20 protein-coding genes are annotated in these 19,644 nt (G+C 67.7%); 12 read left to right on the top strand and 8 right to left on the bottom strand.

Features of this window, described 5'->3' with window-relative positions:
- Window positions 1-4 precede the first annotated feature (4 nt).
- Entirely contained in the window at window positions 5-505 is a 501-nt protein-coding gene (locus ACYQ6W_RS00875) for an N-acetyltransferase family protein (RefSeq protein WP_459673428.1), read from the top strand.
- Here ACYQ6W_RS00875 and ACYQ6W_RS00870 read toward each other — a convergent pair.
- Complete coding sequence (locus ACYQ6W_RS00870) at window positions 502-1,317, bottom strand: Stf0 family sulfotransferase (RefSeq protein WP_459672965.1); 816 nt, start codon at window positions 1,315-1,317, stop codon at window positions 502-504. The two genes, ACYQ6W_RS00875 and ACYQ6W_RS00870, sit on opposite strands and share 4 nt — an antisense overlap.
- Window positions 1,318-1,329: 12 nt before the next feature.
- Window positions 1,330-2,790: an MFS transporter gene (locus ACYQ6W_RS00865; protein WP_459672964.1), complete on the bottom strand. Its 1,461-nt coding sequence runs from the start codon at window positions 2,788-2,790 to the stop codon at window positions 1,330-1,332.
- Between the two features lie 76 nt (window positions 2,791-2,866).
- Here ACYQ6W_RS00865 and soxR point away from each other — a divergent pair, with 76 nt between their 5' ends.
- The gene (soxR, locus tag ACYQ6W_RS00860; RefSeq protein ID WP_459672962.1) at window positions 2,867-3,328 is read left to right on the top strand and encodes a redox-sensitive transcriptional activator SoxR; all 462 of its coding nucleotides are present in this window, start codon (window positions 2,867-2,869) and stop codon (window positions 3,326-3,328) included.
- A 44-nt stretch (window positions 3,329-3,372) separates the two neighbouring features.
- Here soxR and typA read toward each other — a convergent pair whose 3' ends face one another.
- From typA to ACYQ6W_RS00845, 3 genes are all read right to left on the bottom strand, one after another.
- A complete protein-coding gene (typA, locus tag ACYQ6W_RS00855; RefSeq protein WP_459672960.1) occupies window positions 3,373-5,202 on the bottom strand; it encodes a translational GTPase TypA in 1,830 nt (609 codons plus the stop codon).
- 210 nt (window positions 5,203-5,412) lie between these two features.
- A complete protein-coding gene (locus ACYQ6W_RS00850) occupies window positions 5,413-5,610 on the bottom strand; it encodes a hypothetical protein (protein WP_459672958.1) in 198 nt (65 codons plus the stop codon).
- Window positions 5,611-5,828: 218 nt separating this feature from the next.
- Window positions 5,829-7,097 (bottom strand): RsmB/NOP family class I SAM-dependent RNA methyltransferase, encoded by a 1,269-nt coding sequence (locus ACYQ6W_RS00845; protein WP_459672956.1) that lies wholly within the window; start codon window positions 7,095-7,097, stop codon window positions 5,829-5,831.
- A gap of 80 nt (window positions 7,098-7,177) precedes the next feature.
- Here ACYQ6W_RS00845 and ACYQ6W_RS00840 point away from each other — a divergent pair, with 80 nt between their 5' ends.
- Together ACYQ6W_RS00840 and ACYQ6W_RS00835 are read left to right on the top strand one after the other, a co-directional pair.
- A complete protein-coding gene (locus ACYQ6W_RS00840; protein WP_459672954.1) occupies window positions 7,178-8,020 on the top strand; it encodes an undecaprenyl-diphosphate phosphatase in 843 nt (280 codons plus the stop codon).
- 9 nt (window positions 8,021-8,029) lie between these two features.
- On the top strand, window positions 8,030-8,875 hold the full coding sequence (locus ACYQ6W_RS00835; protein ID WP_459672952.1) for a GDSL-type esterase/lipase family protein: 846 nt from the start codon (window positions 8,030-8,032) through the stop codon (window positions 8,873-8,875).
- Window positions 8,876-8,899: 24 nt separating this feature from the next.
- On the opposite strand, the gene ACYQ6W_RS00830 is transcribed toward ACYQ6W_RS00835, so the two are convergent.
- Window positions 8,900-10,117 carry a YkvA family protein gene (locus ACYQ6W_RS00830; RefSeq protein WP_459672950.1) on the bottom strand — a complete coding sequence of 406 codons (1,218 nt, stop codon included), beginning with the start codon at window positions 10,115-10,117 and terminating at the stop codon, window positions 8,900-8,902.
- 109 nt (window positions 10,118-10,226) lie between these two features.
- Window positions 10,227-11,207, bottom strand: coding sequence for a magnesium transporter CorA family protein (locus tag ACYQ6W_RS00825; RefSeq protein WP_459672948.1), 981 nt, complete (start codon window positions 11,205-11,207; stop codon window positions 10,227-10,229).
- A gap of 112 nt (window positions 11,208-11,319) precedes the next feature.
- Between ACYQ6W_RS00825 and ACYQ6W_RS00820 the strand changes: the two genes are divergently transcribed.
- Window positions 11,320-11,793 carry a GNAT family N-acetyltransferase gene (locus ACYQ6W_RS00820; RefSeq protein ID WP_459672946.1) on the top strand — a complete coding sequence of 158 codons (474 nt, stop codon included), beginning with the start codon at window positions 11,320-11,322 and terminating at the stop codon, window positions 11,791-11,793.
- 4 nt (window positions 11,794-11,797) lie between these two features.
- Here the strand turns inward: ACYQ6W_RS00820 and map are convergent, their stop codons facing one another.
- A complete protein-coding gene (gene map / locus ACYQ6W_RS00815; RefSeq protein WP_459672945.1) occupies window positions 11,798-12,598 on the bottom strand; it encodes a type I methionyl aminopeptidase in 801 nt (266 codons plus the stop codon).
- Between the two features lie 192 nt (window positions 12,599-12,790).
- Here map and ACYQ6W_RS00810 point away from each other — a divergent pair, with 192 nt between their 5' ends.
- Genes ACYQ6W_RS00810 through metG form a run of 7 tightly spaced genes read left to right on the top strand, consistent with a single transcriptional unit; the run spans window position 12,791 to window position 19,642 of the window.
- Window positions 12,791-13,768, top strand: a complete 978-nt coding sequence (locus ACYQ6W_RS00810; protein WP_459672943.1) for a lytic murein transglycosylase — start codon at window positions 12,791-12,793, stop codon at window positions 13,766-13,768.
- Window positions 13,765-14,667, top strand: a complete 903-nt coding sequence (locus ACYQ6W_RS00805; RefSeq protein ID WP_459672941.1) for an RlpA-like double-psi beta-barrel domain-containing protein — start codon at window positions 13,765-13,767, stop codon at window positions 14,665-14,667. The genes ACYQ6W_RS00810 and ACYQ6W_RS00805 overlap by 4 nt, the downstream gene beginning before the upstream one ends.
- Before the next feature lie 47 nt (window positions 14,668-14,714).
- Entirely contained in the window at window positions 14,715-15,968 is a 1,254-nt protein-coding gene (locus ACYQ6W_RS00800; protein WP_459672940.1) for a D-alanyl-D-alanine carboxypeptidase family protein, read from the top strand.
- A 2-nt stretch (window positions 15,969-15,970) separates the two neighbouring features.
- Entirely contained in the window at window positions 15,971-16,642 is a 672-nt protein-coding gene (tmk, locus tag ACYQ6W_RS00795; protein ID WP_459672939.1) for a dTMP kinase, read from the top strand.
- A 14-nt stretch (window positions 16,643-16,656) separates the two neighbouring features.
- Window positions 16,657-17,106, top strand: a complete 450-nt coding sequence (locus ACYQ6W_RS00790; protein WP_459672938.1) for an FKBP-type peptidyl-prolyl cis-trans isomerase — start codon at window positions 16,657-16,659, stop codon at window positions 17,104-17,106.
- A complete protein-coding gene (locus ACYQ6W_RS00785; RefSeq protein WP_459673427.1) occupies window positions 17,103-18,107 on the top strand; it encodes a DNA polymerase III subunit delta' in 1,005 nt (334 codons plus the stop codon). The genes ACYQ6W_RS00790 and ACYQ6W_RS00785 overlap by 4 nt, the downstream gene beginning before the upstream one ends.
- Window positions 18,104-19,642, top strand: coding sequence for a methionine--tRNA ligase (gene metG / locus ACYQ6W_RS00780; RefSeq protein ID WP_459672936.1), 1,539 nt, complete (start codon window positions 18,104-18,106; stop codon window positions 19,640-19,642). The genes ACYQ6W_RS00785 and metG overlap by 4 nt, the downstream gene beginning before the upstream one ends.
- Window positions 19,643-19,644: the final 2 nt, after the last annotated feature.

Below are 19,644 nucleotides of genomic sequence, written 5' to 3'. Positions count from 1 at the left end.
GACGATGTTCATTCAACCTTTGGCGGCCACCCCGGCCACGCTGGCGCAGCTCACCGATCTCCTGGTGGAGACGGTGGCCGCCGGCGGCTCCGTCAGCTTCATGCATCCCTTGTCGCCGGAGAAGGCGCGGGCCTTCTGGGAGCGCAGCTTCGCCGATCCGGGCAAGACCGTCTTCGGGGCCTGGATCGGCGAGGAGCTGGTGGGCACGGTGACGCTCGTCACCGGCCTGCCCGAGAATCAGCCGCATCGCGCCGAGATCGCCAAGATGATGGTGCGGGTTGCGCATCGCGGTCGCGGCTTCGCCTCGGCTCTGCTCGATGCGGCGGAGGTGGCGGCGCGCCGCGCGGGCCGCACGCACCTTCTGCTTGACACGGCAACGGACGGCGGTGCGGCCGGCCTTTACGAGCAGCACGGCTTCGTTTGCGCAGGCGAAGTGCCGGATTACGCGCTGAAGCCGCATGGTGGCCTCACCGGGACGCGCTTTTACTGGAAGTGCCTGGGTTAGACCACGAGCGGGTCGAGGGCGCGGGTATCCGCATGCTCGGAGAGGAAACGCTGCCGCCAGGCTTCCGTGATCTCATCGCGTTGTTTGGCGAAGACGTACCAACCGCTCTGGCGCCGTCGTGGCAGGCGCGGCACGCCCACATGTCGGGCGACGCGCCGCACCGCCGCGGCATCCTGCCCCTCCAGCTCTTCGTAGTCGATGCGCAGAGGCCGGATGCCGTTCCGGGCAAAATAGACGTCCCACCGTTCCCGTCGCAGCGCGAGTTCGGCGAGCAAGGCGCGGATGCGCGCACCGTCATAGACCGGTGTCGCGCGCTCTTGCGACCAGGAGGTGAATTTCTGCGAGGATTGTGCCCGATGCAGAGAGATCGCTTGGCCGAGCAGATCGCGCCGCTGCAGGGACACGAAGCAGGGCGCTGGCAGATCACGGCCGAGGTCGATGAAGGGCGCGATGCGGTCCATCGTCCAAGGGTGCAGCTTCAGGCTGAGCACGCCGTTTGGCGTAGTGCCCAGGCGCTTGGCCCAGAGGAATTGGCTCGGCACGTCCTCGGGATAGTCGTCGTAATGTTCTTTCATCCATGGCGTGTTGAAATATTCGTAGGCGCGGCCAAGCACGCCGGTTGCCGCTAGCAACTGCGCGAGATGATGCGAGCCGGTGCGCTCGTCGGTGCACAGAATGAGGGTGCGCTGCGGTTCGGGCGACTGGACGTGACGCAGGCGGCTGGTCACGGCGCGGCTGTCGAAAGCGGTCTCCGCCGCCGGCACCGGCCGTCGCAGGCGCTGGCGTAGGCGGCCGAAAAGAGGGGGTCTCATGTCTTCAATTTGTCATGAGGGCTTCCGTGCCTCAACCGGCCGATGCCGGCTGCCGTTCACATCTTCAACAGCACGATCGTGCGCGCGGGGAGATGCCGAGAAGCGCCAGGCGCAGACGAGGCCGCATATCAGAAGCGGAATGAACGCGGCGAAGATCCAGAAGCCGACACGCGCGGCCGCTCCCTCCGATGGATGCGCCGTCAAACCCGCGGCCTGGGCGACCAGTCCTGTCGCGGTCGCGCCCGCGGCATAGCTGATCCTCTGCACCGTGCTTGGCGCGCCGGCGGCAAGTGCACGTTCCGCGCGCGGCGCGAGGCCGATGATGCGGTCGATGATGGCGGGCCAGCAGAGGCCGAAACCGCCGCCCTGCAGGAGGCCGCTCGCGATGATGCCGGCGAGGGAGCCCGCGGGCACGCTGATGGCAAAACCCAAGACGCCGCCGACGATCATGCAGGCGCCCAGGCGAATGAGACGAGGCGCCGCTGTCGCGGGCTGGGCCGCAATACTGACCGAGGTGAGGCTCCAGGCGATCGACTCGACGGCGAGGACATAGCCCGCGGTCAGGCTGTCCACACCCATCCTCTGCGTCATGAGGAAGGGGCCATAGATCGCGAAACCCGTAGTGCCGGCAGACAGGGCGAAGATCATGAGCAAGCCCGCGCCGAGCGGCGATCGGGCGGCAAGCAGCGCCCGCGGCAGCAGGGACGCTGGTGCGGCCCGGTCGGCACGGGCTGCGGCATAGAGCAGCAGAAGACCGGCCGCGCCGAGACCGAGCGAGAGCAGGCGGCGCGTGCTGACGCCGGCCTCGGCAATGCAGCCTGTCGCTCCCATCAAAAGCAGCAGCGGCAGCCAGGGCAGACGGATGGAGGCGAGGCGGCCGCCATCTGGCCTGTCGCGCGGCAGGAAGACCAGTCCCGCCAAGCCAAGCCCCGCCGCCTGCACGGCGAAGGCGGCAAAGGCGAGACGCCAATCTCCGGCATCCGCCAGCACCCCGCCGATGAGAGGGCCCAGCAGCGCGCCGACGCCCCAGATGGCGGAGGTGATGCCGATCAGCCGCGTCCAGAGCGGCTGGGGGAAGAGCCTTTCGATGGCGAGATAGCTCAGCGACAGCAACATGCCCCCGCCGAGGCCTTGCGCAAGCCGCCCGATGAGAAGCAGCGCCATGCTGGGGGCGAGCATGCCCAGAAGGCAGCCGAGGGCGAAGAGCCATGCACCCGCAAGCAGCATGGCGCGGATGCCCATGCGCAGGCTGACGGCGGCCGCCACGGTGCCTGCCAGGATCGAGCCGCATTCATAAAGTGCGAGGCTCCAGCTGATATAGGGTAAGCCGCCGATATCGGCGACGACCTGAGGCATGATGGTTGCCGAGACAAGCGTATCGGCCGCGTGCAGCCAGACACCGAGGCAGAGCAACAGGAAGCGTCCGAGAAGTCCCGACCGCCAAAGATCCTGCCAAATTCCTTCGCGTTTCATCCAGTGCCTCGTCCGTTTCATGGCCGCGGCACCTTCGCTACAACCTCAACCATGGTTGAGGTAAAGGGGGAATCGGATGGTCGGTGAACTGAGCGTCGGCGCGGTTGCGGAACGCAGCGGTCTCGCGGTCTCGGCCGTTCATTTCTATGAGCGCCGCGGCTTGATCCGCAGCCTGCGCACGGCCGGCAACCAGCGCCGCTATGATCGCGACGTGCTCCGTCGGCTCGCGGTCATCCAGGTGGCGCAAGAGCTGGGCATTCCGCTGGCGGAAGTACAGACGGTCTTCGCCGGTCTGCCGGAAGGGCGAAGCCCGACGCGCCGGGACTGGGCTGTGATCTCCCGCGTCTGGGCGGAGGATCTTGATCGCCGGATCGCGCTCCTGCAGCGCTTGCGGCGGGATCTCGCGAATTGCATCGGTTGTGGCTGCCTGTCCCTCGGCCATTGCGCCATGTTCAACGGCGAGGACATCCTGGCGGCCGAAGGGGTCGGGGCGGTGCGCCTGAAGCGCCGTGGACGACGGTCGCAAAAAAAGCCGTGACGGTTGCCCGCCACGGCCTTTCAGGTCGTCGATGATCGGTCCGCTTACGCGCTCGCGGTCTCGGCGGCGCGGTCGGCGCGCTTGCGCGCATTCGGGTCGAGATGGCGCTTGCGGATGCGCACGGCCGTCGGCGTCACCTCCACCAACTCGTCGTCCTCGATATAGGCGATCGCCTGTTCGAGCGACATGCGGCGCGGCGGGATCAGCAGCATCGCCTCGTCCTTGCCGGCGGCGCGGATGTTGGTGAGCTTCTTTTCCTTGATGACGTTGACGTCGAGATCGTTCTCGCGGCTGTGCTCGCCCACGATCATGCCGACATAGACCTTGTCGCCCGGATCGACGAAGAGCGTGCCGCGCTCCTGCAGATACCACAGCGAATACTGCACGGCCTCACCGTCTAGGTTCGAGATCAGGCTGCCGTTGCGGCGGCCCTCGATCGGACCCTTCCAGGGACCGTAGCCCGCGAAGAGGCGGTTCATGATGCCGGAACCGCGGGTATCGGTCAGGAATTCCGAGTGGTAGCCGATGAGGCCACGGCTCGGCATGCGGAAGGTGAGGCGCACCTTGTCACCGCCCGAGGGGCGCATGTCCTGCAGCTCGCCCTTGCGGCGGCTCATCTTCTCCACGACGACGCCGGTATAGGGCTCGTCCACGTCGACCAGCACGTCTTCCATCGGCTCTTCGCGCTCGCCGGTCTCTTCGTTGATGCGCGTCAGCACGCGGGGGCGGCCGATGGTCAGCTCGAAGCCTTCGCGGCGCATCGTCTCGATGAGCACGCCAAGCTGGAGTTCGCCGCGGCCGGCGACCTCGAAGGCGTCGGTTTCGTTGGACATCGTGACCTTCAGGGCGACGTTGCCCTGAATTTCATGCATCAGGCGGTCGCGGATCTGGCGGGAGGTGACCTTCTTGCCCTCACGGCCGCCGAGTGGCCCGTCATTGACGCGGAAGGTCATGGAGAGGGTCGGCGGATCGACCGGAATGGCCTGGATCGGCGTCGTCAGGTCCGGCGCCCCGATGGTGTCCGGAATGGTCGCATCCGTGAGGCCGGCAATGGCGATGATGTCGCCCGCCTGGGCTTCTTCCACGGGCACCCGGTCGAGGCCGGAGAAGGACATGAGCTTCGTCAGGCGGCCGGTTTCCACCACCGTGCCGTCGGCGCGCAGCACCTTCAGCGGCATGTTCAGGCGGGCGCGGCCCTGCTCGATACGGCCCGTCAGCACGCGGCCGAGGAAGTTGTCGTAATCGAGGATCGAGGCGAGCATCGCGAAGGGCGCGTCGAGATCGACCTTCGGCGCCGGCACGTGGCTGATGATGAGGTCGAAGAGGGGGGAGAGGTCCTTGCGGGCGCCTTCCACCTCGGCATCCGCCCAGCCCTGGCGGCCGGAGGCGAAGAGCGTCGGGAAGTCGAGCTGTTCCTCATTGGCGTCGAGAGCGGCGAAGAGGTCGAAGACCTCGTTGTGCACCTCGTCCGGCCGCGCGTCCTGGCGGTCGATCTTGTTGACGACGACGATCGGGCGAATGCCGCGGGCGAGCGCCTTGCCCAGCACGAACTTGGTCTGCGGCAGCACGCCCTCGGCCGAATCGACCAGAAGGATCGCACCGTCCACCATGCTCAGGATACGCTCCACCTCGCCGCCGAAATCGGCGTGGCCCGGGGTGTCAACGATGTTGAGGCGGGTGTTCTTCCAGACCACGCTGGTGGTCTTGGCGAGGATGGTAATGCCGCGCTCACGCTCGAGGTCGTTGCGGTCGAGCGCCCGCTCGGCCACCTGCTGGTGCTCGCGGAAGGTGCCGGACTGCTTGAGCAGCGCATCGACGAGCGTGGTCTTCCCGTGGTCGACGTGGGCGATGATGGCGATGTTACGAATGTCCATGACGTCTTCCGGTTGGGGCCCGGCCAGAGCGATCGCGGCAGGGCGGCAGTACGCTAAACGCCCCGCCGGTGGCGGTGGACCGCCAGGGGCAGGGCGCTATGTTGCGGCGCACAGATAACCGAATGCGCCGCGAGAGGCGAGGATAAAGCGCAGGCGCCGCCCGCGTTGAGCGGGCGGGGGGCATGCGCGGGGAGGTGTCGCCGGCGGCGATTACCTCAGATGCGCGTCGTCTGCGTCGCCATGGGCGTCGAGGGCGAGATTCACCAAGCGGTGAATGGCCTCGGAGCGGTCCTCGATGTGATGGGCGGCAGACCAGCTGTCGATGGCGCGGGCTTCGTCGGCGGAGACGGTCAGCGACACCTGCTCGCCCAGCCCGGCGTCGCGGTGATCGTCCGAACGGTCAACCATGGGAAATAGTCTCCTGAAATCACAGATGCGCAGAAGATAGTCGCACCTGTCCGCCGACTGATGTGAAAAAAGCCGATGGCTGGGCTGTGGTTGAGCGCGCAAGCAGCAGGCGCCGGAAATCCCTCAAGATCAGCGCTTTTCACGGGTCTGTGAGCGCGACGGCCGGTGCTTCCGCCATGCTCGCGTCACATTCCCCGCTAAACTATTGGCCCCACCATTCAGCGTTTGCGGAAGCGGGCGACGAAGAAGCCATCCAGGCCGCCGTGATCGGCCCAGAGGCCGGGATGCGTGCGCAGAAAACCCTCCGGCGTCAGGCCTTTTTCCAGGGTCGGCACCTCCGCCGGCGCGAAGGGCTCGACCGTGAGCGGCAGGCGGCCGAGAGCGGCGCGGGCGCGCTCGATTCCCTCCTCAGGCTGGAGGGAGCAGACGGCATAGACGAGGCGGCCGCCCGGCTTGAGCATGCCGACGGAGGCCGTCAGCAGCCGGTCCTGAGTCTCCGTCAAAGCCACGAGGTCGCCGCGCTGCTTCAGATAGGGCACGTCGGGATGGCGGCGGATGGTGCCCGTCGCGGAACAGGGCGCATCCAGCAGCACGGCGTCGAGCGGGGCGGGTGGCGCCCAGCTGCCGGCATCGGCCTGGATCGTCTCCGCCGTGAGATGCAGGCGGCTGAGATTTTCGACGAGCCGGCGCAGGCGCTGTGGCCGCAGCTCGATCGCCCAGACCCGGGCGCCGGTCGCGGCCATCTGCGCTGTCTTGCCGCCTGGCGCTGCGCAGAGATCGGCCGCGGTCTCCCCCGGCTGGAGATGCAGCAGGGCGGCGGGCAGGGAGGCCGCCGCATCCTGGACCCAGAAGTGGCCTTCGGCGAAGCCGGGCAGTTCGGCGACCCTGGTGCCGGCCGGGAAGCGCAGCGAACCGGTGGGCAGCATCACCCCGCCCTCCGGCGCCTCTGTCCCTGGCAGCAGGCTGAGGTCGAGCGGTGCCTCCTGATAATGCGCGGTCGCGATGGCGCGCGCCTCGCGTCCCCAGGCGGACCACAGCCAGGCCGGCGTATCGAGCCGCGGCCCGTCCAGCTCCTCCAGCGCCGCTGCGCCGTTTTCCGAGACGCGGCGCAGAACCGCATTCACGAGGCCCGCGAACTTGTCGAAGCCCCGCCCACGCGCGAGGCCGACGGCCGTCGCGACCGCGGCATGGGCCGGCGTGTCGAGGAAGAGCAGCCCGGCCGCGCCGAGGCGCAGGATGTGCATCACCCCGTCGGGCGGCGTGCGCTTGAGGTAAGGCTCCAGCAGCGCGTCGATCGTGCCGCGCCGGCGCAGCGCTGCCGCGGCCAGCCGATGGGCGGCCGCGCGGTCGCGCGGCTCCATGGCGGGCAGCTGGTCGAGCGCTTCATCCAGTGGGCGGCGGCGATCGAGCACAGCCGAGAGGAGGGCGAGGGCGGCGGACCGGGTTGGGTCGGCCGTGAGGAGAGAGGGTCTATCGTCGTGCTTCACACCCGCCCTATACCGCGTTCGGGCAATTGCGACCTGCGCGAAGCACGCTATGAAGACCGGCCGCAAAGAGAAGGCTGCCCATGGACCCGATTCACGCCATCGTCATCGCCATCGTGCAGGGCGCGACCGAACTCTTCCCGGTCAGCAGCCTGGGCCATGCGGTGGTCCTGCCCGCGCTGCTCGGCTGGCGGCTGGACGAGCATGCGAGTGCCTTCCTGCCCTTCCTCGTCATGCTGCACGTCGGCACGGCCGCCGCCTTGCTCGTCTTCTTCTGGCGCGACTGGTGGCAGATCCTGAAGGGCCTCGTCGGCGCCGGAACGGCGCACGAGGTCTCGGAGGCGCGGCGCGTCTTCCTGCTCATCGTCGTCGCCACCATCCCCGCGGTTATCGTCGGCGGCCTGCTGGAACATCTTCTGCGGCGGATTTTCGAGACGGCGCTGATCGCCGCCATCTTCCTCGTCCTCAATGGCCTGCTGCTGCTGGTGGGGGAGCGCTTTAAAGCGAGCCTGCGGGAGACCCGGGCGCTTTCCTCCCTGCGGCCGGTGGACGCCTTCGTCATCGGCTGCTGGCAGTGCCTGGCGCTCATCCCGGGCCTGTCGCGCTCGGGCGCGACCATCCTGGGCGGGGTGCTGCGCGGGCTGGACCATGAGGATTCGGCCCATTTCTCCTTCCTGATCGCCCTGCCCATCATCGTCGCCGCCGCCGTGCTGGAGGTGCCGAAGCTGATGCATGCCCATGCCGCGCAGGGCGCCATGGGGCTCGCGCTGCTCTCGGCGGTGGTCGCCGGGGTCACGGCACTGGCCAGCACGGCCTTCCTGATGCGCTGGTTCCGTGGCCACGACAAATGGGCGATGACGCCCTTCGCCCTCTATTGTGTGGTGGCTGGTCTCTTCAGTGTGGGATTCCTGCTCATCGCGGGGTAGAAGCCGGGCATGATCAAGCAGCTGTTACTCGGGGCCGGCCTTGCTCTCGGGCTTGCCGTGCCGCAGGGCCGGGCAGCCGAGCCGGCGCCGCCCCATCCCGTCAACATGGCGGCCGCCCCGATCGGGCGCATGGCGCTGCCCTGGTGGCGCACCCGCTTCGAGCACAGCCTGGCGCGCGTGCGGGAAGGCCATGTCGGCCTCGTCTGGCTCGGCGACTCGATCACCCAGAATTGGGAACTGGCGGGGCCGCAACCCTTCGCCGACTACCGCCCGGTCTGGGAGCACTTCTATGGCGACCGCGCCGCCGTTAACATGGGCTTCCGCGGCGACACGACGGCGAGCGTGCTGTGGCGGCTGGATCACGGCGAGATCGACGGCATCTACCCCAAGGTGGTCATCCTGCTGATCGGCGCGAACAACTTCGGCCATACTCATTGGGACGCGGACGAGACCCTGGATGGCATCAACGCCATCGTCCATACCCTACGCCGCAAACTGCCCGACACGCAGATCCTGCTGCTCGGCGTGCTGCCCAGCGCGCGGTCGGCCTGGATCACCGAGAACACGCAGATCCTCAACGCCCATCTGCAACGGGTCTACGCGGACAAGTCCCACGTGACCTTCCTCAACCTCGGCTATCTCTTCTACAAGAACGGCCGGCTCGATCGTGGCCTGTATCTCGATCCGCATGAGGCGGTGGCGGCGAGCCACGAGCCGGGGGTGACGACGGCAACCGTCGCGAGCGTCGCGCTGCATCCCGATGCCCAGGGCATGGCGCTGATCGCCAATGCCATCGAGCCGACGCTGCACCGGCTGATGGGCGATCGGGACCATCGCCGGCTTCCCGCGGGCTGACGCCTCGCTCCGTTTGAGGGATAACTAAGCGCTTCCAACCAGCCGCCGGCGGCGCGCATGGCGCGCCGCCTCGCCCCAGGCCAGCCAATCGTCCAAGGCAAAGGTGCAGGCGGCAGCGAGCCGGTTGCGAAAGCGCCGGTAGGGCGGCGCTTGCTCCAGCCGCCGGATGGCCGGTAGCGGCACGCCGCGGGCGGCGCAGTCTTGCACCATCGCCGCATAATCCTGCTCGAACCGGGCCTCCGCCCAGGCGACGAGCGCGCGATCATAGGTCAGCATCGCCTCCAGCTCGGCGGCGAGGGCCGCGTCCGGCTTCGCTCTTTGACCCTCACCCGAGACGTTGAGCTGGTGATAGGAGAGGTGATCCCAGCCGAGACGGTAGGCGAGCAGCCGCAGCGAATCATCGAAACGCTCGGTGCTGCCCAGCACGGTCATTGCCGCGAAGGTCCGCTTGGCGTGGTCCAGATGCGCGGGCGTGAGCGGCCCGCGGAAATGATGGGCCGCGAAGCGCGTCTGCGGATTGTCGGCGTCGCAGCCGTCGAACTCGGCCTGGCGGGTGAGGAAGAGGCGCACGGCTTCCGGCGCCGTCATCGCAAGCCCGCGGGCCGCGAGCTCCGTTTCGAAAAATTGGCGTCGCGCCGGGCAATCTCCCCGATGACGCAGCATATGGGCGAAGCGTGAGAGTAGAACGGCCTGAGGATCGCGGTAGAAGGTGATGAAGGCAGTCTGCGGCGGCGGCACCCCGTCACGACAATAATGGTCATAGGGGGCGTGGCCGGAGACGAAGGCAAAGCCACGGCGTTGCAAGAGCGCGAGGTCGGGCCGGCGGCGGCGCATCAGGTAGCTCGCCTTGTAGCCGATGCGGTCGCTCAGCGCCCGGAACAGGCTGGTGCCGGCGGTCTTCGGGCAATGGCAGAAGACGAGCGTGCGGAAGCGGCGCGGCGTCGGGCGGGGCAGTCGCTCGGACAGGGTGGCGCGATGCGGGGCGGGGACCATCGCGAGGGCGAGCAGCACGCCCGCGGCCAGGAAGCCGACCTGGTCGAGATAGCCGACATAGGCCATCCGGTTCGGAATGAGATCGATGGGAGACAGCCAATAGGCGGGCCCGATGAGCAAAGCGAGCTTTGCGCGCCAGCAATCCAGGGAGAAGAGCGTATGGCGGCCGAAGAGGGCGAGTTCGAGCCGGCCGCGATAGATTGCGGCCTGCAGCACCGTTTCTGCCCAGGAGAGCCATCCCGCCAGCATGGCAGCGACCGTCGTTATTTTGGTGGACAGTTCCTCGGGAAGGGCCGGAACGTCAATGTCTAAAAATGGTCGTTGCCTCGAAGAAACCAGGCGGTCTCGATCGTGCCGGTCAGAGCCAGCCGCGCATCTTGAACCAGATCAACGGCAAAACCGCCGACAGCAAAATCATGGTCAGGCCATAGGGATAACCCCAGGCCCAGTTCAATTCCGGAATATCCTTGAAATTCATGCCGTAGATGCTGGCGATGAGCGTCGGCGGCACGCCGACGACGGAGACCACCGTTAGCACCTTGATGATGTTGTTCTGCGCGTTGTTGATGAGACCAAGCGTCGCATCGAGGAGGAACTGCAGCTTGCCGTTGAGGTGGCCATCGTAATCCGTGAGCGACAGGATGTCCTGCCGGAGGGACTTGATACGGTCGCGGCCCTCGCGGTCGATCCAGGGCGCGGCGATCTGCGCCACATAGGGCAGGATGCGGCCGACACCGAGCAGGCTGTCCCGGATGCTGGACATGAGGTCCGCCGTGCGGCCGAGGCGCTTGAGCACGCTCTGCAATTCGTTGTCGAGCTTCCGGCCATGGCTCGCGCCCTGGCGGGTTTCGAGGAAGATCTGCTTCGAGACCGAGTCCAGCTCGTCACGCATGTTTTCGAGCAGATCCGACAGCCGGTCGCTGATCGCCTCGAGCAGGGACAGAAAGATGTCGATCGGCTCGTGCGACTGCATGGGCTTGCGGTGCTGGGCATCGAGGAAGTTGTGGAAGGCCCGGCTGCGGTTGAAGCGGATGGTGACAAGACGCTCGCGGCTGAGAATGAAGCCGATCGGCCGCACGTCCGCGGGCATGCCCTCCATCTTGGACACCAGCGGCATGCTGAGGTAGATGGCGCTCCCGTCGTAATAGAGACGGCTGGAGGTCTCGATTTCGGACAGTTCGTCTTCCGTCGATATGCTGAAACCGGTGGCCGTCTCCACCCGCGCCTTTTCCTCGTCGGTCGGTTCGAAAAGGTCGATCCACTGCGCCTCGGCGAGGTCACCGTCCGGCGGAAAATCGCAGAGGGGTTGCCCCTCGCGGGCGGCATAGGCGCCGAGCATGAGCGATCCTTTGGTGATTAGGCGAGGAAAAACAGCAGGATAGTCAGCTTGCTGCCGACCGCAACGTGACAGACGATGACAAGATGGCGTCAAGGACCAGAAACGGAACTCCATGACTAGCACGATCGTGATTTCTGATCTCCGACAGTGCCCGAGCTTCCTCGATGTCGTGGCCGATCGGCTGTGGCACGCCTGGTGGCACGACAGCTCTTACGACCTGCCGAATTTCCGTCTCCTGGTCGCGCAGGCGCTGGAGGATGGGCCGCTCCCGCGTGTCTTCGTGGCCCATGAACAGGGGCGCTTTCTCGGCACCGCCTCTGCCATCCGGGACGATCTGGACCTGCGGCCGCAGTATCAGCCCTGGGTCGCCGGGGTCTGGGTGGAAGAAGCGGCCCGCAGCCGCGGCCTCGGCCGCCTGCTGGTCGGCCGCGCGGCAGAGGCGATCTTCGCCGCAGGCTTCCCGCGCGCCTATCTCTATGCGGGTGCCCACCGTGTCTCTTTCTATACCGGGCTCGGCTGGCAGGTGCTGGAGGAAGGCGTGGGGCCGGAGCAGGTGACGGTCTTCGTCCTGCCGGCCCCGGGGTGACCCTCTACGAATAAGGCGGCTTGGTATGGCCAGCGGGCGACAGGGTGAAGACCTCGCAGCCGGTCTCGGTGATCCCGATCATGTGTTCGAACTGCGCTGACAATCCGCGGTCGCGCGTCACCGCGGTCCAGCCGTCGTCGAGGATCTTCACGTCCGGCCGGCCGGTGTTCACCATCGGCTCGATCGTGAAGAACATGCCGGGGCGCAGCTTGGTGCCCGAGCCCGGACGGCCGTAATGAAGCACGTTCGGCGGCTCGTGGAAGCGCCGGCCGATGCCATGGCCGCAGAAATCCCGCACCACGCTGAAGCGCTGTCCTTCGACATAGGTCTGGATGGCATGGCCGATGTCGCCCAGCGAGCGGCCGGGCTTTGCTTCGGCCAGGCCGATCATCAGGGATTCGTAGGTCACATCGATCAGGCGCTTGGCCTTGGTATTGGCGGTGCCGGCGATGTACATGCGGCTCGTGTCGCCGTACCAGCCATCGAGGATCACGGTGATGTCGATGTTCAGGATGTCGCCGTTCTCGAGCTTCCGAGGCCCCGGGATGCCATGGCAGACGACATGGTTGATCGAGGTGCAGATCGACTTCGGATAGCCACGATAGTTCAGCGGCGCCGGCACGGCGTTATGCGCCAGGATGAAGTCGTGGCAGAGCTGGTCCAGCTCATCCGTGGTGACGCCGGGCACAACGTGCGGCGCGATCATGTCCAGCACTTCGGCCGCCAGCCGCCCGGCCGCGCGCATGCCCGCGAAATCTTCCGGGTTGTAGATCGTAATTCGTCGCGCGTCCGCTTCGCCGTCCATCGTCTCGTCTCCGCCAGCCGGGAACCCCCGGCCTCAATCGAGGGAGAATGCGCAAAGCCGGACCGCTGGTGCAAGCGTTGCGCAGGCAGGGCAGGCGCGCCACGGCGGGCGCCGGATGCCGCTGCTCCGTCCATGCCAAGCTTGCCGCAGGGTTAAGTTGCTCCCTGGCCGCGCCTCTGGCAGAGAGCGCTGATGCGCCGCCGCACCCTTCTGCACACGATTCCCGCCGCCTCGGCCACCCTGCTTCTCGGAAGCGCCGGGGCCGCAGAGGCTGACAGCTTCAACGCTTTCCTGGTCGAGGTCGACCGGATGGCGGCGGCGAAAGGCGTGAGCTACCAGACCCGCTATGCCGCGTTGCGCAATCTGCAGCCGAATCAGGACGTGATCCGGCTGAACGGTCATCAGCCAGAATTTACCCAGACCTGGGTTCAGTATTCTCAAAAGCGCCTGTCGCAGGCGCGCATCGATGCCGGGCGGCAGAACGACGCCGCCTATCGGGCCGTCCTTGCCTCCGTCCGCGCCCGCTTCGGGGTCGATTCGGGCGTCATCATGGGGATCTGGGGGCTCGAGACCAATTACGGCAGCTACACCGGCGGCTATTCGGTGGTGCAGTCGTTGGCGACCTTGGCCTGGAGCAGCCAGCGGCGGGTCTATTTCCGTAACGAGCTGATCTCTGCACTGCAGATCATCGACAGCGGCGCGGTGACACCGCAAGGCATGACGGGAAGCTGGGCGGGTGCGATGGGCCAGCCGCAGTTCATGCCGAGCGTCTACCAGAAGCTCGCCGTCAGCTATGACGGGCAGAGCCGCCCGAACATCTGGACCAGCGTGCCAGACAGCCTGGCCTCCATCGCCAATTACCTGCGCGGCTCCGGCTGGCATCTGGGCGAAGCCTGGGGCGAGGCGGTGGTGCTGCCGCCGGAGGTGAACCGCCAGGCCTATGCGCCGGATCAGGTCCTGCCTCTGTCGCGTTGGATCGGCTATGGCGTACGCCGCCTGCCGCGCCATCCGGCGGTGGCCTTGGCGACGCCCACACGGCTGGTCCTGCCGGACGGTCCGGGTGGCGCGGCCTTCCTCGTCTATCCCAATTTCAAGGTGATCCGCCGCTACAACCCCTCCGATTACTACGCGCTCTCGGTGGGGCTGCTCGGCGACCTCGTGACCGCATGATCTCCATCCCGTTCCAGGGACGCGCCCTGGCGCTTGCGCTCGTGGCCGCCGGCTTGGCCGGCTGCATGAACCAGGGGCCGGCCCTCGTCTCCAACCCCCATTACACGATCGGCCAGGGCTATCAGGCCGGCGGCATCTGGTACTATCCGAGCGAGGATTTCGGCTACGATCGCACCGGCCTCGCCTCCGTCATCACCGACGACACGCCGCGCAACACGGCGGATGGCGAGATCTACGATCCGCAGGCGATGGCCGCGGCGAGCCCCACGCTGCAGCTTCCCGCGATCGTCCAGGTGACGAATCTCCAGACCGGGCGCCAGCTGCTGCTGCGGGTGAACGATCGCGGGCCGGACATGCCGGGCCGCATCCTGGCGGTGACGCCCCGTGCCGCGCGGCTGCTCGGCATCCCCGAAGACGGCGCCTCGGAAGTCCGCGTGACGGTGCAGAAGGCCGCGAGCGAAGCGCTCGCCGACAGTCTCGGCGGCGGCATCCAGATCAAGGCCGCCCCGGTCGGCAGTTTCCAGGCCGCGAGCCTGGCGCCGCCGCCTGGTGTCGCCCAGGCCGGCGGCAGCCAGGTGCAGCAGAGCGATCGCGCGAACCTTCCGCAGGCGACGCAGACGGTGCCGCCGCTGCGCCTGCCCGAGCAACTGACCCAGGTGCCGCCGAGCCCCGGCGCCCTCTACATCCGCTCCGGCAGCTTCGGCCGCAGCTATGATGCCTTCCGCCAGGCGGCCCGGCTGTCCGGCCTGCCCAATCCCCATGTCATCACCTTCTCCGATGGCGCGCGCATGCTCTATGGCGTGCAGACCGGCCCCTATCTTTCGGTGCCGCAGGCCGACCAGGCGCTTTCCTCCAGCCTTGCGGCCGGCGCCGTGGACGCCGCCATCATCGTGCAGTAAGGCGGGCCGCGCCTTCCGGCCCGCGCTCGCTCAGAACGGACATGCTCATGAACACTCGCCGCTTTCTGCTTCTCTCGGGCGCTGCCTTGACCAGCCTGTCCGCCGTACCCGCTTGGGCTAAAAGCAAAAAGGCGAAGGCTCAGCCGGCGGCACCCGCCGCTTCCAGCGAGGACGGCAGCCCGGCGACGAGCGGCCCCTCCAACCCCGGCCCGGCCGATACGCCGATCGGCCCCGTGGATGTGCTGGCGAGCCATGCCATCATCGTGGATTTCAACACCGGCGCCGTGCTGCTGACGCGCAACGCCGATGACCCGAGCCCGCCCTCTTCGCTCACGAAGCTGATGACCATCTACATCACCTTCAAGCAGCTGAAGGAGGGCAAGCTGCATCTCAGCCAGACCTTCCACATCAGCCAGCACGCCTGGAAGATGGGCGGCAGCCGCATGTTCATCCAGGTCGATACCGACGTCACGATCGAGGACCTGATTCGCGGCATCTTCGTCGATTCCGGCAATGACGCGGCGGTCGCCCTGGCCGAGGGCATCGCCGGGTCGGAAGACGCCTTTGCCACCATGATGAACGAGCAGGCCCAGAAGCTCGGCATGACGCATTCGCACTTCGTCGATGCCTCGGGCTGGCCGGCGGACAATCACTATATGTCGGTGCGCGACATCGCGACGCTCTCGGCCGCCATCATCCGCGATTTCCCGGAATACTATCATTATGCGGGCGAGCAGACCTTCACCTACAACAAGATCACCCAGCCGAACCGTAACCCTCTGGTCGCCGCCGGCATCGGCGACGGCCTCAAGACCGGCCACACGCAGGAGGGCGGCTATTCCGAGGCGGGCACGGCGGAGCGCAACGGCCGCCGCGTCATCGTGGTGCTGAACGGCCTGCCGACCTGGAATTCCCGCGTCACGGAATCGAAGCGCCTGCTCGACTGGGCCTTCAATAATTTCGAGGACGTGCCGCTCTTCTCGGCCGGGCAGAAGGTGACGGAAGCGCCGGTCTGGCTCGGCGAGGCGCCGTCCGTCGGCCTCACCGTCGAGCACTCGGACCTCGTCACCCTGCCGATGGGCTGGAAGCAGAGTGTGAAGGTCGCGGCGGATTACGCGGCCCCCGTGCCGGCACCCATCGCCGCGGGCCAGCAGATCGGCACCATTACTCTGACCGGCACCAACATCCCGCCGGGCCAGGCCTCGCTCACCCAGCCGCTCGTCGCCATGAACGCGGTGCCGCGCCTCGGCCTCCCTGGCCGCGCGCTCGCCCGTCTCAAGCACTTCGTCACGGGCCGCTGACCGTGACCCGGGAAGCGCCGCGCGCCCCGGGCTGCTTCATCGTCTTCGAAGGCGGGGACGGGGCCGGCAAGGGCTCGGCCCTGGCTGCGGCTGCCGCGGCCCTGCGTGCCGAGGGGCGGGAGGTGCTGACGACGCGCGAGCCCGGCGGCACGGAGGAAGGCATGGCGCTACGCGCCCTGCTGCTGTCGGAAGCCGGCCGCGTCTGGGACCAGGGGTCTGAACTGCTGCTGATGACGGCGGCGCGCGTGCAACACGTCAAGCGCGTCATCCGCCCGGCCGTGGCCGCGGGCCAGATGGTCCTCTGTGACCGCTACCTTGGCTCGACGCTCGCCTATCAGGGCGGCGGCCGTGGTCTGCCCGCCGCGCTGATCCTGGGGCTGCATCGGGATTTCGTGGAGGATTACCGGCCGCACCTCACCGTGCTGCTGGACGTGGCGCCCGAGGTCGCGCTGGCGCGCAGCCGCGCGCGGCTTGCCGCGGCCGGGGCGGACGAAGGGCGCTTCGAATCGCTCGATCTCGCCTTCCACCAGCGGGTGCGTCAGTCCTTCCTCGACCAGGCCGCCGCCGACCCCGCGCGCCATCTGGTGATCGACGCCGCGCCACCCCTGGCCGAGGTGCAGGAGCGGCTGCTCGCGCAGCTGCAGGCCTGGCTCCAGACCAACCCCCAGAGATAGGATAGAGAGACACGATGCGCCGTTATCTTGCCCCCGCCGCCGCAGCCCTCCTTCTGGCCCTGTCTGCCGCGCCACTCGCGACGCAGGCCTTCGCGGACTCGGCCCCGCCCGGCTTCACCACCCTCTCCGACGGCGTGATGATGCATGACGATACGGTGGGCACCGGCGCCACCGCCCAGTCCGGCCACCTCGTCACCGTGCAATATACCGGCTGGCTCTACGTGAACGGCCAGAAGGGGCAGAAGTTCGACAGCTCCTACGACCACGGCCAGGCCTTCAAATTCGTGCTGGACAACGGCCAGGTCATTCCGGGCTGGGATGCCGGGGTGCAGGGCATGAAGGTGGGCGGCGAGCGCACGCTGATCATTCCGCCGGACCAGGCCTATGGCGATCAGGGCGCGGGGAGTGCCATTCCGCCCGGCGCGACGCTGATCTTCGACATCACGCTCGTGGGGACCAACTGACCGCGCCGCTACCGCGCGAAAACCCGGACCTGCTCGGCCATGAGACGGCCGAGCGGCTCTGGGGTCAGGCGCGCGCCAGCGGCCGGCTGCACCATGCCTGGCTGATCACCGGCAGCGAGGGGATCGGCAAGGCGACGCTCGCCTATCGTCTGGCGCGCGGCCTTCTGGCGGGGCGCGCCCCCGGCGAGAGCCTGCAGATGGACCCGGCCGATCCGGTCTTCCGCCGCGTCGCCGCCGGCACCCATGCCGGGCTGATGACGGTGGAACGCGGAACGGACGAGAAGACCAAGCGCCAGCGCCGCGAGATCGTGGTGGATGAGGTGCGCGAGGTCTCGCAGTTCCTGCGCCGCACGGCGGGCGAGGGGACGTATCGTGTCGTCATCGTCGACGGCGCGGAGCACATGAACACCAATGCCGCCAATGCGCTCTTGAAGCTGCTGGAAGAGCCGCCGGCCGGCGCCCTGCTGCTGCTCGTCTGCCATGCGCCGGGCCTGCTGCCGACGACGATTCGCAGCCGCTGCCGCCGCCTGCGCCTGGCGCCGCTGCCGGACGAGACGGTGCAGACCCTGATGGACCGCTATGCGCGGGAGATCGTCGCCGAAGATCGCGCGGCCATGGCGCATCTCGGCGAAGGCTCGATCGGCCGGGCGCTGGCGCTCGCGGAAGGCGAAGGGCCGGCCATGGCCATCGAGGTGAGGCGGGTGCTCGAGACCTTCCCGCGCGGCACCGCGGCCCTCGCCGTCGCCGATCAGGTCGGGCGGGAGGAGGCGAGCTTCTCCCTCTTCATGGATCTGCTGCGCCATGCCGTCGCCGGGGTGGTGCGCAAAGGGGCGCGCGGCACGCCGGACAGCCATCAGGCCGTGCTCCTGACCCGCCGTTCCATTGAGGGCTGGGGTGAGGTATGGCAGGCCCTGACGCAAATCCAGGATGAGACGGAGCGCTTTGCCCTCGACCGCCGCCAGGCGGTGCTGGCGGGGCTGAGCCTGATGGCAGGAACATGACCGAACGCTTCTACGTCACCACACCGATCTATTACGTGAACGGGGCGCCGCACATCGGCCATGCCTATACCTCGATCGCGGCCGACGTGCTGGCGCGATGGAAGCGCCTCTCCGGCCACGAGGTGTTCTTCCTCACCGGCACTGACGAGCACGGCCAGAAGGTCGAGAAGGCGGCGCTGGATGCGGGCGTCGATCCGCAGACCTTCACCGATCAGGTGGCGCGGCAGTTCGAAGATCTGGCCAAGACCCTCGGCCTCTCGAACGATGATTTCATCCGCACCACGGAAGAGCGGCACAAGCGCGCCTGCGCCGCGCTCTGGACCAAGCTGGTCGAGGCCGGGGACATCTATCTCGACCATTACGAGGGCTGGTACGCAGTGCGTGACGAGGCCTTCTACGGTGAAGACGAGTTGGTGACTAACGCCCATGGCGTGCGCGTTGCGCCCACGGGCGCACCGGTGGAATGGGTGCGCGAGCCCTCCTACTTCTTCCGCCTCTCCGCCTGGCAGGACCGTCTGCTCGCCCATTACGAGGCCAATCCGGATTTCATCGGCCCGCAGGCGCGGCGTAACGAGGTGATCAGCTTCGTGCGCGGCGGCCTCACCGATCTCTCGGTCAGCCGCACCAGCTTCCGCTGGGGCGTGCCGGTGCCGAACGATCCAGCGCACGTCATGTATGTCTGGCTCGACGCGCTGACGAACTATCTGACGGCGACGGGCTACCCGGATGCGGCGGCGCCGCGCGCCGGCTTCTGGCCGGCGGACGTGCATATGGTTGGCAAGGATATCATTCGCTTCCACGCCGTCTACTGGCCGGCCTTCCTGATGGCGGCGGGCATCCCGGTGCCGAAGCGCGTCGCCGCCAATGGCTGGTGGACCGCGGAGGGCGAGAAGATGAGCAAGTCGCTCGGCAACGTCGTCGACCCCGTCGCCCTGGTCGACCAGTTCGGCCGCGATGCCGTGCGGTTCTTCCTGCTGCGTGAGATGCCCTTCGGCAATGATGGGGATTTCAGCCGCCGTGCGCTGATTTCGCGCCTCAACGTCGAACTCGCGAACGACCTCGGCAATCTCTGCCAGCGCAGCCTGTCGATGATTGGCAAGAACTGCGAGGGCCGCCTTCCGCCGCTGCCTGAACCGCTGACGGATGCGGATGAAGTGCTGCTCGGCGCGGCGCGCGCGCTGCCCGTGGTGATGGGGGCTGCGATCGAGGCCCAGGCCTTCCATGTCGCGCTGGAGGAAGCCTGGAAGGTGATCCGCGCCGGCAATGCCTATATCGACCATCAGGCACCCTGGGCGCTGAAGAAGACCGACGTCGCGCGCATGGGCCATGTGCTGCGGGTGCTGGCCGAGGTGATCCGCCATATAGCTATCGTGCTGCAGCCCTTCATGCCGGACAGCATGACGAAGATGCTCGATCAACTCGTCGTGCCGGCGGAGGCCCGCAGCCTCGCGTCGCTGGCCCATCCGCTGACGGAGGGCGCGGCTCTGCCGGCGCCGCAGGGTGTCTTCCCGCGCTACGTGGAAGAGGTGGCCTGAGC

It is taken from the genome of Acidisoma sp. 7E03 (assembly GCF_054665075.1).
The sequence above is the reverse complement of the archived record's forward strand: the minus strand, read 5'-3'. Positions and strand labels throughout refer to the sequence as shown.

What these genes read in the sequence shown, in the direction of transcription:
- ACYQ6W_RS00865 (WP_459672964.1), bottom strand. Translation starts at nt 2,790, where the DNA reads ATGAAACGCGAAGGAATTTGGCAGGATCTTTGGCGGTCGGGACTTCTC.
- ACYQ6W_RS00830 (WP_459672950.1), bottom strand. Translation starts at nt 10,117, where the DNA reads ATGCTGGCGGGATGGCTCTCCTGGGCAGAAACGGTGCTGCAGGCCGCA.
- ACYQ6W_RS00840 (WP_459672954.1), top strand. Translation starts at nt 7,178, where the DNA reads ATGGACCCGATTCACGCCATCGTCATCGCCATCGTGCAGGGCGCGACC.
- ACYQ6W_RS00820 (WP_459672946.1), top strand. Translation starts at nt 11,320, where the DNA reads ATGACTAGCACGATCGTGATTTCTGATCTCCGACAGTGCCCGAGCTTC.
- ACYQ6W_RS00870 (WP_459672965.1), bottom strand. Translation starts at nt 1,317, where the DNA reads ATGAGACCCCCTCTTTTCGGCCGCCTACGCCAGCGCCTGCGACGGCCG.
- ACYQ6W_RS00805 (WP_459672941.1), top strand. Translation starts at nt 13,765, where the DNA reads ATGATCTCCATCCCGTTCCAGGGACGCGCCCTGGCGCTTGCGCTCGTG.
- typA (WP_459672960.1), bottom strand. Translation starts at nt 5,202, where the DNA reads ATGGACATTCGTAACATCGCCATCATCGCCCACGTCGACCACGGGAAG.
- ACYQ6W_RS00825 (WP_459672948.1), bottom strand. Translation starts at nt 11,207, where the DNA reads ATGCTCGGCGCCTATGCCGCCCGCGAGGGGCAACCCCTCTGCGATTTT.
- ACYQ6W_RS00875 (WP_459673428.1), top strand. Translation starts at nt 5, where the DNA reads ATGTTCATTCAACCTTTGGCGGCCACCCCGGCCACGCTGGCGCAGCTC.
- ACYQ6W_RS00790 (WP_459672938.1), top strand. Translation starts at nt 16,657, where the DNA reads ATGCGCCGTTATCTTGCCCCCGCCGCCGCAGCCCTCCTTCTGGCCCTG.
- ACYQ6W_RS00835 (WP_459672952.1), top strand. Translation starts at nt 8,030, where the DNA reads ATGATCAAGCAGCTGTTACTCGGGGCCGGCCTTGCTCTCGGGCTTGCC.
- map (WP_459672945.1), bottom strand. Translation starts at nt 12,598, where the DNA reads ATGGACGGCGAAGCGGACGCGCGACGAATTACGATCTACAACCCGGAA.
- metG (WP_459672936.1), top strand. Translation starts at nt 18,104, where the DNA reads ATGACCGAACGCTTCTACGTCACCACACCGATCTATTACGTGAACGGG.
- soxR (WP_459672962.1), top strand. Translation starts at nt 2,867, where the DNA reads ATGGTCGGTGAACTGAGCGTCGGCGCGGTTGCGGAACGCAGCGGTCTC.
- ACYQ6W_RS00810 (WP_459672943.1), top strand. Translation starts at nt 12,791, where the DNA reads ATGCGCCGCCGCACCCTTCTGCACACGATTCCCGCCGCCTCGGCCACC.
- ACYQ6W_RS00850 (WP_459672958.1), bottom strand. Translation starts at nt 5,610, where the DNA reads ATGGTTGACCGTTCGGACGATCACCGCGACGCCGGGCTGGGCGAGCAG.
- ACYQ6W_RS00800 (WP_459672940.1), top strand. Translation starts at nt 14,715, where the DNA reads ATGAACACTCGCCGCTTTCTGCTTCTCTCGGGCGCTGCCTTGACCAGC.